The sequence below is a fragment of the Streptococcus caecimuris genome (genome assembly GCF_943193075.1).
Lineage (GTDB): Bacteria > Bacillota > Bacilli > Lactobacillales > Streptococcaceae > Streptococcus > Streptococcus caecimuris.
In genome coordinates this window covers 31,535-44,508 of the sequence record NZ_CALPCT010000002.1, presented here as the reverse complement: position 1 = coordinate 44,508, position 12,974 = coordinate 31,535, and the positions used below count along the sequence as shown (strand labels likewise).

Genomic DNA, 12,974 nt, shown 5'->3' with positions numbered 1-12,974 from the left:
GCACATACTTTTGGATGACTCTTATACTCCAGTCATCTATGTCATGTAAATACAATAGTCCAGATAACGGCATGATGGAATCCTTCTTTGGCATTCTGAAGTCTGAGATGTTTTATGGTCATGAGAAAACGTTTCAGTCACTTGAGCAATTGGAACAAGCTAGTGTAGACTGTATTAATTATTACAACAACAAACGCATTAAGATAAAACTAAAAGGACTTAGTCCTGTGCAATACAGAACTAAATCCTTTGCTTAAATAAATTGTCTAACTTTAGGTTAGTACAAAATCAGTTTCTTTTGTGGAGTCAAAGGACTACTGTCCTAGGCTCTTTTTATCGTAACCAACTTTCGTCTAACTGGCCTTTACTTTTGCCAAAAGCTTTCCCATGTTCATCAATGACAGCATGAATCTCTTGGCATTGTTTGAGAGTGAGGCCTTCCAAGACGTTACCGTAAACAGCATGCATGTCATTATAGGTATCAAAGTTTCCAAATCCTAAGCGTCGAAAAAGTCTTCTCGCATATTCATCCGAAATAAAAACGGGACGATCAAAAAGATAAAGTAAAAGTGCATCTGCAGTCTCTGGTCCAATCCCTTTTAACTCCAACAGTAGCTTCCGTAAATCTTCTGTTCCAATTCTGGCAAGAAACTCAAAACCACCAACTTCTCTTAACCAGGTCAGAAGTCCCCTAATCGTTTGTGACTTTTGCTTGAAAAATCCGGCAGGTCGAATACGTTCCTGTAACTCTTCTAGCGGTAAAGCCAGGATACCCTCTACTGTCATGACATCCATTAGACCAGCTAAAGCCAACTTAGCATTCTTCTCTGTTGTTCGCTGGATCAGAATGGTCGATACCAAATCTTCAATCTTGTTATCCGATTGCCACCAATTTTGTTCTCCATAGTGCTTGCAGAGTCGCAAAAGAGTTTCTTGTATTTCTTCTTGCTTAATCATTTCTTCAATAGTCCTTGTTTTACCAAAAACTCACGTGCGACTTTAGCAACAGGTTTTCCTTCTACTCCCACTTGGTAGTTCATCTGACTCATTTGGCTCTCTGTGATTTTGCCAGCCAACTTGTTCAGAATGCCTTCCAATTCTGGATGTTTCTTAAGAAGAGCTTCTTTCATGAGGGGTGCTCCTTGGTAAGGTGGGAAGAGGTGTTGGTCATCCTCTAGAACAACTAAATTATATTGAGCAATTTCTGGGTCTGTTGAATAGGCATCTGTTATTTGAATATTGCCTTGTTGGATTGCCTCATAGCGAAGTGCCGGCTCCATGGTAGCCACATTAAGATTTAGTCCATAAACTGATTGAAGTCCTTTGTTTCCGTCCTCACGGTCGTTAAATTCCAACGTGAAACCAGCTTTGAGCTTGTCCTGAACTTTCTTGAGATCAGAAATCGTCTTCAGATTATACTCTTTCGCAATACTTTTCGGAACAGCAATCGCATAGGTGTTTTGATAAGCCATGGGTTTGAGCAAGGCTAGATGATCTTGTTTCCTTATACCATCACGCGCAACCTCGAAAACTTCTTTGGAGTCGTTGCTGACTTTAGGAGCTGGTTGCAAAAGAGAACTTGTAATGGTCCCTGTAAATTCTGGATAGATATCGATATCACCCTTTTTAAGCGCTTGATAAAGGAAATCTGTCTTCCCAAAGTTAGGCTTAACCGTCACTGTCATGTCACTATTTCCCTCAATGAGAAGTTTGTACATATTCATGAGAATTTCAGGTTCAGGCCCCAATTTCCCAGCTATGACTAGATTTTCTTTTTCTTTCTGAGGAATCATGCTTGGAGCATAACTCGCCCCCAAACCAAGGAGCATCACCGCAAAGGCTGCAACAATCGTACGCAACTTTGCCTTTTCCAACCATTTGAGAATGATATTGAAAAGAATGGCCAAAATGGCTGATGAGATTGCGCCGATTAAAATGAGACTGGCATTCCGACGGTCAATCCCCAAAAGGATAAAGGAACCCAATCCTCCAGCTCCAACAAGAGCGGCTAAAGTCGCTGTCCCAATGATCATAACGGTTGCTGTACGAACCCCCGATACAATGACAGGCATGGCCAGTGGAATTTCAAACTTCTTGAGTCGCTCCCACTTGGTCATTCCAAAAGCAATCCCTGCCTCCTCAAGACTAGGATCAATGCCGTTCAAGGCTGTGATTGTATTTTCCAAAATCGGGAAAATAGCATAAATGACTAGAGCTGTAAGGGCCGGTAAGGTTCCAATCCCCATGAAAGGAATAAAGAGACCCAACAAAGCCATTGAGGGAATGGTCTGGAAGATACCCGCAACTTGTAACACCCAGTTCGCTGCTTTTTTATGGCTATTTAGATAAACTGCCAGCGGAATCGTCAGAAAAATAGCGACCAATAAGGTCAAGAGAGACAATTGTAAGTGTTGTCCAAGGGCTGTAAGCCAGTCCCCAAAACGTTCTTGAAAAGTTGTAAGTAGTTTAGACATGGTGAGCACCTCCAAACAAATCTGCGACAAAGTCTGTCGCAGGCGCTTGTAAAATTGTTTCAGGGTCTGCCACCTGACGAATTTCTCCTTCCTGTAGCACCGCAATGCGATCCCCTAATTTTAAGGCCTCATCCGTATCATGGGTTACGAAGATGGTCGTCATGCCGAATTCTTTATGTAAATCTTTTGTAAGAGCCTGCAACTGCTTGCGAGAGATGGCATCCAAGGCTGAAAAAGGTTCGTCCATCAATAGAATTTTTGGTTCTCCAATGATAGCGCGCACAATGCCAATCCGCTGTTGCTCCCCACCAGATAATTCACTAGGCATGCGATTTGCATACTCTGCAGCAGGGAGACCCACCTTATCCAAGAGTTCTTCTGTCTTAGAAGTGATTTGTTCTTTAGTCCAGCCCTTCATCTCAGGAATCAATGCTATATTTTCAGCAACGGTCAAGTTAGGAAATAAGGCAATGGCTTGAAGGACATAGCCGGTACTGAGACGTAACTCCCGTTCATCATAGTCCTTGATACGTTTCCCATCCATATAGATATTGCCATCTGTCGGCTCCAAAAGACGGTTAATCATCTTGATCATGGTGGTCTTACCAGATCCTGAAGGACCCACTAGCACCATGAATTCTCCATTTTCAATGCGGAGATTGACATCTTTCAAAATGTCCTTTTCCGTGTAGCGCAAGGCTACATGTTTGTATTCAATCATATTTTTCCTCAATAAGTTTTCTGTCTCTAAGAATATCCAATAAGCTACTTGCTGGATGCCCTAGGACTTTTTCGACATCTGCTGAAACTCCAGCTTGTTCTCCAGCTTTAATCGCTGTATAGGTACTGACCCAGGCATCATACTCCCAAGTTTGTGCTGGCCATTTTTTCCGTGACTCATAGGCTTCTTCTACTGATTCATCCACATACGCGATGGTCTTACCGGTCTCTTTTGAGAGAAGCGCTACGATCTCTTCCATGGAAAGTTCCTCTGGTCCTGTTAGATTCAAGGTTTGATTTTCCCATTTCTTAGCATGTAAAAGAATCTCTGCTGCAACACTAGATGTGTCCTTACGGGCAACTGCTGAAACCTTCCCACTTCCTGCTGGACCACGAATCTCTCCATTTTCAAGAGCAATATCTATCAAGAAGTCCAAGTAAAAATTATCTCTCAAAAATGTATAGGTGAATCCTAACTCCTTGATATAGGCTTCCGTCTGGGCATGATCTCGAGACAAGGTAAAGGTTGCTTTTTCATCTGCTCCGTAAAAGGAGGTATAGACGATATGCTGCACCCCCGCTAGCTTTGCGGCATTTAAAAAACTCGTGTGTTCCTCAACACGCTCTGGATTTTCCCGAGCAGAGACCATCAATAAGACATCGATACCCTTTAAGGCCTCAACCACCTCTGGAGTATTGGCATACACCATCTTACGAATTTCCGCTGACGCGTAGACTGTTGCCCGCTCTGGACTTCTTGCCAGATGGATAGAAGCAATTCCTTTTTTATCGACAAGATCAGACACATAGGAACCTAATTTCCCTGTTACACCTGTAATTCCAATCATAACTGTTGCCTCCTTTCCCTAGATGTCATTTTCTTTAGCTTTTAGATTTGTGATAATCCGCTCTTGATAGGCTTCAAATTCTTGAATTTCTTGATCCGAAAATCCTTGGTAGAAAATCTCACCCAACTCTTTACTAACGCGGTCACCGATTTCTTTTTGCGCCCAACCGAGGTCTGTCAAAGAAATATATTTTTTCCTTTTATCCTGTGTGCAAGGTTGAATCGTAACCAAGCCTTGTTCTTCCAATTTCTTAACCATACTGGTCAATGTATTATTGGCTAGACCCGTCGCAAGAGCGATATCTGTCGCAGTAGCGCACCCCAACTCTTGCTTCCACAAAATCGTTAAAATTTTCCCCTGTTCACTTCGGTATTGAGCATCTGGTTCCTTGCTCAAGAGTTTTTGAAAAAGTCGCCCGTTCAATAAGCGTATCTGTAAAGCTTGGTATCCCCCTTGCATCTTGTCCATTTTGTCTCCTTTTTATTTCTATATCGAAATATCAAAATCATTGTACCACTGCTTGTTACATCTGTCAACTATTTCGATATGGAACCAATAATTTTATCCAAATTCACCTTAAAAAAGCCTTTCTAGCCCTTCAAACTAGTTTTTTCTTCTTCTTTCTACTAATTTCTTTTAGCAAGATAGCCCTCTTTCTAGCATGTGTAACAAATGTTGGACTCGTTTTGTAACGACACCTGATTTTATAATGTGGTAATCTGTTAACGAAAATAATTCATACTAACGGAGAATTTGTTATGCATATACCAGATAATTACCTTAGTCCTGCAAGTTGTGCGGTTTTAGCGGTTGCTGCTGCACCTGTTATTGTCTTATCTGTCAAAAAAGTCAAGGTGCAATTAAAAGAAAATAAAGAGCTGGCTCCGATGCTTGGGATCGCTGCTTCTTTGTCCTTCTTATTAATGATGTTTAATGTTCCTGTCCCTGGCGGAACGACCGCTCACGCTGTCGGAGGAACCCTTCTTGCCATTCTCATAGGTCCCTATGCAGCCTCTCTGGCGCTGACAGTCGCCTTACTGCTACAGGCCTTCTTATTTGGGGATGGAGGTATTCTCGCTCTTGGGGCCAATATTTTCAACATGGCCATTGTGATGCCTTTCGTTGGTTATGCTATTTATAGCTTGTTCCGCAAGCACCATCAGGAAACGCTTGGCGTCATTGTCGGCTCTTATCTTTCGATCAATGCTGCAGCCTTCTTAGCTGGTGTTGAATTGGGATTGCAACCACTCATCGCTTCAGAAGCTGGTCAGCCGCTCTATAACCCTTATGGATTGAGTATTACCGTACCTGCCATGTTGGGAGCTCACCTCCTTGTAGCAGGTTGGGTCGAAGCCTTCTTCACCTTTGTGATTTACCGTTTTGTCAAACAAGTCGCTCCTACAGAGTTGTACACACCAAGTTCAGTCAATACAACTTCATTCGTTAAAAAAATTCGCTGGGTGCTCCTTGCTTTGATCGTCCTCAGCCCACTTGGACTTCTCGCAGATGGGACAGCCTTTGGTGAATGGTCTGCTGAAGAATTGGGTAGCCTGCTTCATGGCAAAGTTCCAACAGGGATCAAAAATGGATTCTCATTTGATGCCTTGTTTAGTGATTACACCATTCCTGGAACTAAAATTGCGATCGGCTATATTCTCTCAGCCGTGACAGCCGTCCTTATCTTCTATATCATCAGTAAAATCATTCGATCAATGAACGGAGAAAAAACTTCTCATGCGTAAACTCCCTGACTGGCTTCATCAAGAGCAAGCAACTCTTGAAGCATCCAAAAGCCATCACTATTTACAAATGAATCTTCAAACATTGCGCCACTTTCTTGGCAAAATGAAACAAACGACGCCCGCATTCAAGGCCAAAACTTCGTCTTGGATGCGACTCGTTTCCTTTTTAATTCTAGCCATTCTCATTACGACTGCCCACCATCCCATCCAACTGTGGTTGATTGGTATCCTTTTGTTAATGCACATTGCCATGCTTCCTGGAGAGGTCCTACTCCACCTCTTTAAGGTCCTGTTCAAGGTGCTGCTGATTTCCACAATTGTGATATTACCTAGCATCTTATTTCAAGGATTTCAAAATGGAGGGCTCTTTTTGCTACGTGCAGGGATGATTGTCCTCAATATTTCCCTCTTTCTAGCCACAACGACAAGTGTGCAACTGGTCGAGGCCCTTCGTCAGTTACGTGTTCCAAAAACCTTTGTGCAAACCATTGATATCACACTCAAATATGGCTATATCTTAGGGAAACACTTGCAACAACAGATCGAATGCGTCCAGCTGAGAACAGTTGGGCAAAAGGTGAATCTCAATCTCTTTGGCTCCCTCCTTGGTCTCTTGTACCTATCCACAAAAAACCATACAAAAGAAGTGTACGAAGCGATGATTCTTCGAGGCTACGGCATGGATACAAAGCGCAAAGAAGCCTTCCACTGGAAGAAGGAAGACGTCTTTTTCCTATTGGAATTGGCAGTTCTCACGACCTTCACGATCTTACTTGGCTAGAAAGGAAAGTATATGATTCGCATTCAAGATGGAAATTACCACTACACCGAGGAGACTGGAATCCATGATATTCAACTCCAGATCCAAAAGGGGGAAACCGTTGGCCTGATGGGTCCAAACGGAGCGGGAAAATCTACCCTTTTTAAAATTCTGGTTGGACTCTTGCCCCTCTCTTCTGGTCAGTACCACTTCAAGGACTGGACCATTGACCAAGACTTCTTGAAAGATCCCCATCGTGCTGGGCAACTCTTCCAGCAGGTTGGACTCATTTTTCAGAACAGCGATACCCAATTGTTCAATACAAGTGTCTATGATGAACTGGCTTTTGGGCCACGCCAATTAGGTTTAGCCGAAACCGAAGTCCAACAACGCGTCAAGGATACGCTCGGTCTTTTAGAGATTGAACACCTGAGAGATCGCATTCCCTACCATCTTTCTGGTGGCGAAAAGAAGCTAGTCGCTATCGCCAGTGTCCTCACCATGAATCCTAGTCTCTTGCTATTTGACGAGCCTTTTAACGGCCTCTCGCCAAAATACCAGAAGCTGATTGTCACCTTGCTGCAAGAACTAAAAACAGCTGGAAAAACAATTGTGATTTCCTCCCACCATTTCGAACAAATCGCACCGATTGTCGAACGGGTCCTCCTCTTTTCTGAAGAACACACCATCACAGGCAGCTACGATCGAGCCGATTGGGAAAATGACCCGGCCATTCAACAATCCTTCACTACATGTTAAAAAGCCTCGGTAAATTTTTTTACCGAAGTTTTTTTGATGAGAGAGACAAGCGTAATATCTATACATAAACAACTTATCAATCCAAGTTTATTTTTCCTTTTTGTGTTCCCCAAACACCGGTTTGTACTTGTAATACAAGTCCGGATGCATTAGCAGTTTCCGCATTAAGGTCGAAAACCACATTACCAGTGATGCTGTTTTCCGGATTTAACTCTGAAAGAAAGAATTTTCCTTCCTCATTAGCATACATACCAGCTACACTATCGGTTTCATACTCCGTATCACCTTTTAGCAGTTTAAAGAAATCGTTCGTAACAGTAATTGATTTCTTTCCTGAATTTTTTACTGTTACATTCAAAATCAAGTAGCTACCATTTGCTGTCTTTCCGTACTCTCCTCCAACATTTTGAGAAATAGACTTAGAATTTACAATATATTCAACATCCCCCACTTTAGTAACTTCACCAATTTTGGGAATCGCTTGTGCTACAGATTTCTTCTCGGCAGACTTACTCTCTTCAGATACTGCTGTTTTCCCATTTTTATCATTAGTTGCTTGCTCAGTGGAACTGGTCGTTTGTGTTGTCGTTGAGTTACCTGTTGAATTTTTTGAAGTTATTGAACCTCCACCCTTCGTTACAGCACCATAAGCAATTAACACTACAAGCAAAATAAACCACCATTTCTTGTAGAAAGGTGTTTTTTTCACATAAACGTTCCCGTTTTCATCCTTGATTTTCTTAGACATAAGAAATCTCCTTTAAACTTTTTCTTTGATATAATTATAATGTATTTGCTCAAAAAAAAGCATTTTGAGGGATAAAACTAAAAATTTCTTTAAATAGTGATTTATCTCTATGAAATTATGTAAATTATTTTGTTCATTCTCTAAATGAATTCAAAAATCCCCCAGAATTTAGCTCTGGAGGATTCATTTTTTATTTCACAACAATATTAACAAGCTTATTAGGGACACTAATCACCTTCACGATTTCTTTGCCATCAATCTCTGCTTTGACTTTTTCGCCAGCCAGAGCGACTTCTTGCAATTCTTCGCGTGACAGGTCTTTTGCGACCATGAGTTTAGCACGGACTTTTCCTTTGATTTGAACGACAATTTCAATTTCATCTTCAATCAATTTGCTTTCGTCCCATGTTGGCCAAGCCACATAAGAGATAGACTCACCGGTTGCTGCGACTGTTTGCCAGAGTTCTTCTGCTAAGTGAGGCGCAAATGGGGCAATCAATTGGATAAAGCCTTTGGCGTAGTCTACATAGAGTTTGTTTTCCTTGTTCGCCGCGTTGACAAAGACCATGAGCTGGGCAATGGCTGTGTTGAATTTCATGGACTCGATTTGCTCTGTGACAGCTTTAACGGTTTCGTTATAAACCTTGTCAAGAGCACCATTGTTTTCCGCAACGATTTCTTTACTTGTAATCAAACGGTACACACGGTCGAGGAATTTACGGCTTCCTTCCAGACCTTCTTCAGACCAAGCGATGGAGGCATCGAGTGGTCCCATGAACATTTCATAGACACGAAGGGTATCGGCACCGTATTGTTCCACCACATCGTCTGGGTTCACCACGTTCTTGAGGGATTTAGACATCTTAGCTGGTGCTTGTTCCAATTCTTCCCCTGTTTCCACATGGAAGAAGGAACCGTCACGTTTTTCAACCTTGTCAGTCGCTACAAGAGCACCACGGTGGTCACGGTAGCTGGTTCCCAAGATCATTCCTTGGTTAAAGAGTTTTTGGAATGGCTCTTTAGTCGGTACAACACCAAGGTCATAGAGGAATTTATGCCAGAAACGAGCGTAAAGCAAGTGAAGTACGGCATGTTCTGCACCACCCACATAGATATCGACTGGCAACCATTGTTTGAGGAGGTCCTCATCAGCTAATTTCTCTGTGTTATGTGGGTCGATATAGCGGAGGTAGTACCAGCTTGAACCGGCCCATTGTGGCATCGTATTGGTTTCACGACGACCTTTGACCCCATCTTCACGAGTCACTTCCAGCCAGTCTGTCAAGTTAGCTAGTGGGCTTTCACCAGTACCTGAAGGGCGGATGTCCTTGGTGACTGGCAGTACAAGTGGCAATTCACTTTCTGGAACAGCTGTTGAAGTTCCATCTTCCCAATGAATGATTGGGATTGGTTCACCCCAGTAACGTTGACGGCTAAAGAGCCAGTCGCGGAGACGGTAGGTAACCTTTTCTTGACCAAAGCCTTTTTCTTCTAGCCAAGACACGATTTTAGCAATCGCTTCTTCTTTGTTGAGACCGTTCAAGAAGTCAGAGTTGACGTGAAGGCCATCTTCTGTGTAAGCAGCCTCTTCAACGTTTCCACCTTCCAAGACTTCTACGATTGGAAGACCAAACTGTTTAGCAAATTCCCAGTCACGCTCATCGTGGGCAGGTACGGCCATAACAGCACCTGTACCGTAGCTAGCAAGAACATAGTCGGCAATCCAGATTGGAATTTCTTTGCCATTGACAGGGTTGATCGCATAAGCACCAGTCCAAACCCCTGTTTTTTCCTTAGCAAGGTCTGTACGAGCTAAGTCTGATTTAAGACTAGCTTGGTGTTTGTAGTCAGCCACAGCTTGAGCCTGCTCTGGGCTTGTAATAGCGTCAACCAAGTCATGCTCAGGAGCTAAGACAGTGAAGGTCGCACCGAAAAGAGTATCTGGACGTGTCGTAAAGACGGTGAATTCCTTGTCTGTTCCTTTTACTTTGAAGGTGACATTGGCACCAGTTGATTTCCCAATCCAGTTGCGTTGCATGTCCTTGATAGACTCTGGCCAGTCAAGGTCATCCAAGTCAGCCAGCAAGCGCTCCGCATAGGCAGTGATTTTGAGCATCCATTGGCGCATTGGTTTGCGGACAACTGGATAGCCCCCACGCTCAGAGGTTCCATCAGGAAGAACTTCTTCGTTGGCGATAGCTGTTCCTAGTTCCTCAACCCAGTTTACTGGCACTTCCGCTTCATAGGCTAAACCTTTTTCGTAAAGCTTGGTGAAGATCCATTGCGTCCACTTGTAGTAGTTCGGATCTGTCGTATTGACTTCACGGTCCCAGTCATAAGAGAAGCCAAGCGCATTGATTTGGCGTTTGAAGTTGGCGATGTTTTCCGCTGTGAATTCCGCTGGGTCATTCCCTGTATCCATAGCGTATTGCTCTGCAGGCAAACCAAAAGCATCCCATCCCATTGGGTGAAGGACATTGTAACCTTGGGCACGTTTGAAACGGCTAAGGATATCAGTCGCTGTGTAGCCTTCTGGGTGTCCTACGTGAAGACCCGCTCCAGATGGGTAAGGGAACATGTCCAAAGCATAAAACTTAGGTTTTGAAGCGTCTGTTCCTGTCTTAAAAGTGTGATGGTCAGCCCAGTATTTTTGCCACTTAGGCTCGATTTCTTTATGATTGTAAAAACTCATAGCGTCTCTCCAATTTTCGTGATGCTCCTATTATACCATTTTTAGGCGATTTTTAAAGGTTCAGACAAAGAAAAAGACAGGTCCCATACGGGACCTGTCTCTCCTGTTTTCTTCAAGAAAAGTCTATTTCACATGCTTTTCAAGTTCTTCTTGCGCTTTTTTATTGGATTTTTCTTTTTCTTTCTTCCATTGATCACGCACTTTGTCGTAGTCTTTAGCCGATACGACCTTGTCTTGAACTTCTAAATACTTATAGTTGAAGGATTGACCCTTGTGGCCTGTCCAAGCAAAGGCTGCGGAGTATGGTACAGTCTTACGAACACCTGGAGAAGCTCCATCTGAATGGATCGGAATCAAGAGTGCACTATCGGTCAACCAAGCTTGAGCGGCAGCATATTTTTCGTAACGCTTGTTCACATCTTTGGTTTCATTGTGCGCATCTTCGATCAATTGATCGTATTCATCAAAACCAGCTGCTTTTGCGGCCGCATTATCCGTACCAGCATCGAATCCAAAGTAGGCATTGGCATTTTCGCCAGATTTACCACTAGTGATATCAATGTAAGAAGATGGGTCCGTATAGTCTGGTCCCCAACCCAAGTTATTGTTCAAATCCCAGTCTTGTTGCGATGCATTTTCAGCAAAGTAGGTAACCCGTTGCAGGTCATCATCTGAGATCATTTTCAGATCAATAACAATATTTTCTGCTCCTAAAGTTGACTCGATCGACTGTTTGAAGGATTGGGCTTGTTTGATTCCTTCTGTATAAGTTGAAGAAGTTGGAAGGTCCAAATGAATTGGGAATTCAACTCCTTGAGCCTGCAAATCTGCCTTAGCTTTGGCAAACTCTTCTTTGGCCTTGGTTGGATTGTAGAGGGTATCTTTTCCATCTGCGACAGAGACCCCTTTCCATTCATCCCCATAAGCTTCCAAGTCTTTTTCTACTGCATCCCCAAATTGTTGGCCATTGATTTGGACAAAGTTTGGTGGCGTAAAGGTATTACGGATGACCTTATTGGCAGCAGCTTCCCCGTTCGCCTGAGCTACATATGCCTTACGGTTGAAGGCAAACATAATGGCTTGACGGAAGTCTTTATTTAAAATTGCTTTCTTAGTTGAAGTCTTTTGAGCATCTGTGGTCTTGGCTGTAATTTCATAAGACTGACGGTCAATGTTGAAGGAAAGGTTGTAGGTTGAGGAACCTTGGTCACTAAAGACGATATCGTCTTTGTGCTTCTTCTCTACACTCTTATAGTTAGAGCCACTTGGGAAGACACGGGCAACCGTATAGTCGCCTTTATCAAATCCACGGATCAAGGATTCTGAATCTTGTCCATCATAATAGGTCAACTTGACTTTACTGATCTTGACATTATCCGCATCCCAATATGTTGGGTTCTTTTCCAAGGTCGCAGAAGATTTAGAAGTGATGGACTTGATCAAATAAGGACCGCAGTAGAGGATACTAGATGGAGAAGTTCCTTGACCATAGTCATCTCCTTTAGATTTCAGGAATTCTTCGTTAACCGGCATCAAGATCCCCATCGTAGTCTTAGAATTCCAGAAACTTTCCGGTTGGCTCAAGGTATATTGAACGGTATAATCATCAATAGCCTTTACTCCAACAGTTGAGAAATCAGATGTCTTCCCTGAAACATAATCATCCAAGCCTTTGACAGATTTTTGGACCAAGTAAATCGCTTGTGATTTCTTGTCTGCCGCGTGTTTGAGGCCTGTGACAAAGTCTTGGGCTTTGACTTCTCCATATTCTTCCCCTTCAGAAGTCATCCATTTGACCCCTTTACGGAGTTTATAAGTATAGGTCAAGCCATCCTTGGAAACAGTCCAGTCTTTAGCAAGCGATGGGATCAAGTTCCCGTACTTGTCCACTTCCAACAAGCCATCTATCGCATTTCCTGTAAACTCGGAAGTCGATTTTTTATTGGAAATCGAGTAGTCTAAGGTATCCGGATCCTGGGTATAGACATAGCTAAATGTCTGACCACCAGAGCTACTAGATTTCCCTCCTGAGCAGGCTGCCAGTACACCAGCTGATAAAAGCAGAGCGCTGGTAGCTAAGAGTACCTTCCCTTTGTTCATATAAATCACCTCATTGTAAAAAATGTTATACTCAATTTAAATTATAGCACTTTCTAGGGAAATGTAAACGCTTTTACTGCGAAATTATTCTATTTTTTCTTTATTTTTTCAATTTCTACTTTTTCTAGAAT

11 protein-coding genes and 1 pseudogene are annotated in these 12,974 nt (G+C 42.8%); 4 read left to right on the top strand and 8 right to left on the bottom strand.

The window, feature by feature from the left end:
- Positions 1 to 26 precede the first annotated feature (26 nt).
- Positions 27 to 257: pseudogene (locus tag NFR56_RS01075) on the top strand (IS3 family transposase); the annotation flags it as partial.
- A 76-nt stretch (positions 258 to 333) separates the two neighbouring features.
- On the opposite strand, the gene NFR56_RS01070 reads toward NFR56_RS01075, so the two are convergent.
- The 5 genes from NFR56_RS01070 to NFR56_RS01050 are packed head-to-tail and all read right to left on the bottom strand — an operon-like array spanning position 334 to position 4,510.
- Positions 334 to 957, bottom strand: a complete 624-nt coding sequence (locus NFR56_RS01070) for an endonuclease III domain-containing protein (RefSeq protein WP_003009934.1) — start codon at positions 955 to 957, stop codon at positions 334 to 336.
- Positions 954 to 2,474 carry an ABC transporter permease/substrate-binding protein gene (locus NFR56_RS01065; protein WP_049489366.1) on the bottom strand — a complete coding sequence of 507 codons (1,521 nt, stop codon included), beginning with the start codon at positions 2,472 to 2,474 and terminating at the stop codon, positions 954 to 956. Before NFR56_RS01065 ends, NFR56_RS01070 begins: the two co-directional genes overlap by 4 nt.
- Complete coding sequence (locus tag NFR56_RS01060; RefSeq protein ID WP_023919561.1) at positions 2,467 to 3,195, bottom strand: ATP-binding cassette domain-containing protein; 729 nt, start codon at positions 3,193 to 3,195, stop codon at positions 2,467 to 2,469. The genes NFR56_RS01065 and NFR56_RS01060 overlap by 8 nt, the downstream gene beginning before the upstream one ends.
- Entirely contained in the window at positions 3,188 to 4,042 is an 855-nt protein-coding gene (locus tag NFR56_RS01055) for an SDR family oxidoreductase (RefSeq protein ID WP_023919563.1), read from the bottom strand. The genes NFR56_RS01060 and NFR56_RS01055 overlap by 8 nt, the downstream gene beginning before the upstream one ends.
- An 18-nt stretch (positions 4,043 to 4,060) precedes the next feature.
- Entirely contained in the window at positions 4,061 to 4,510 is a 450-nt protein-coding gene (locus tag NFR56_RS01050; protein ID WP_003018359.1) for a MarR family winged helix-turn-helix transcriptional regulator, read from the bottom strand.
- Between the two features lie 290 nt (positions 4,511 to 4,800).
- Between NFR56_RS01050 and cbiM the strand changes: the two genes are divergently transcribed.
- The 3 genes from cbiM to NFR56_RS01035 are packed head-to-tail and all read left to right on the top strand — an operon-like array spanning position 4,801 to position 7,303.
- Entirely contained in the window at positions 4,801 to 5,784 is a 984-nt protein-coding gene (gene cbiM, locus NFR56_RS01045) for a cobalt transporter CbiM (protein WP_021154344.1), read from the top strand.
- Positions 5,777 to 6,565 (top strand): energy-coupling factor transporter transmembrane component T, encoded by a 789-nt coding sequence (locus tag NFR56_RS01040; RefSeq protein WP_023919566.1) that lies wholly within the window; start codon positions 5,777 to 5,779, stop codon positions 6,563 to 6,565. The genes cbiM and NFR56_RS01040 overlap by 8 nt, the downstream gene beginning before the upstream one ends.
- A gap of 12 nt (positions 6,566 to 6,577) precedes the next feature.
- A complete protein-coding gene (locus tag NFR56_RS01035; protein WP_023919567.1) occupies positions 6,578 to 7,303 on the top strand; it encodes an energy-coupling factor ABC transporter ATP-binding protein in 726 nt (241 codons plus the stop codon).
- A gap of 76 nt (positions 7,304 to 7,379) precedes the next feature.
- On the opposite strand, the gene NFR56_RS01030 is transcribed toward NFR56_RS01035, so the two are convergent.
- The 3 genes from NFR56_RS01030 to NFR56_RS01020 all read right to left on the bottom strand — a co-directional run bounded on the left by NFR56_RS01030 (position 7,380) and on the right by NFR56_RS01020 (position 12,843).
- A complete protein-coding gene (locus tag NFR56_RS01030; protein ID WP_023919569.1) occupies positions 7,380 to 8,051 on the bottom strand; it encodes a DUF4352 domain-containing protein in 672 nt (223 codons plus the stop codon).
- Between the two features lie 190 nt (positions 8,052 to 8,241).
- Complete coding sequence (leuS, locus tag NFR56_RS01025; protein WP_251457121.1) at positions 8,242 to 10,743, bottom strand: leucine--tRNA ligase; 2,502 nt, start codon at positions 10,741 to 10,743, stop codon at positions 8,242 to 8,244.
- 123 nt (positions 10,744 to 10,866) lie between these two features.
- A complete protein-coding gene (locus NFR56_RS01020) occupies positions 10,867 to 12,843 on the bottom strand; it encodes a peptide ABC transporter substrate-binding protein (RefSeq protein ID WP_251457118.1) in 1,977 nt (658 codons plus the stop codon).
- Positions 12,844 to 12,974 lie beyond the last annotated feature (131 nt).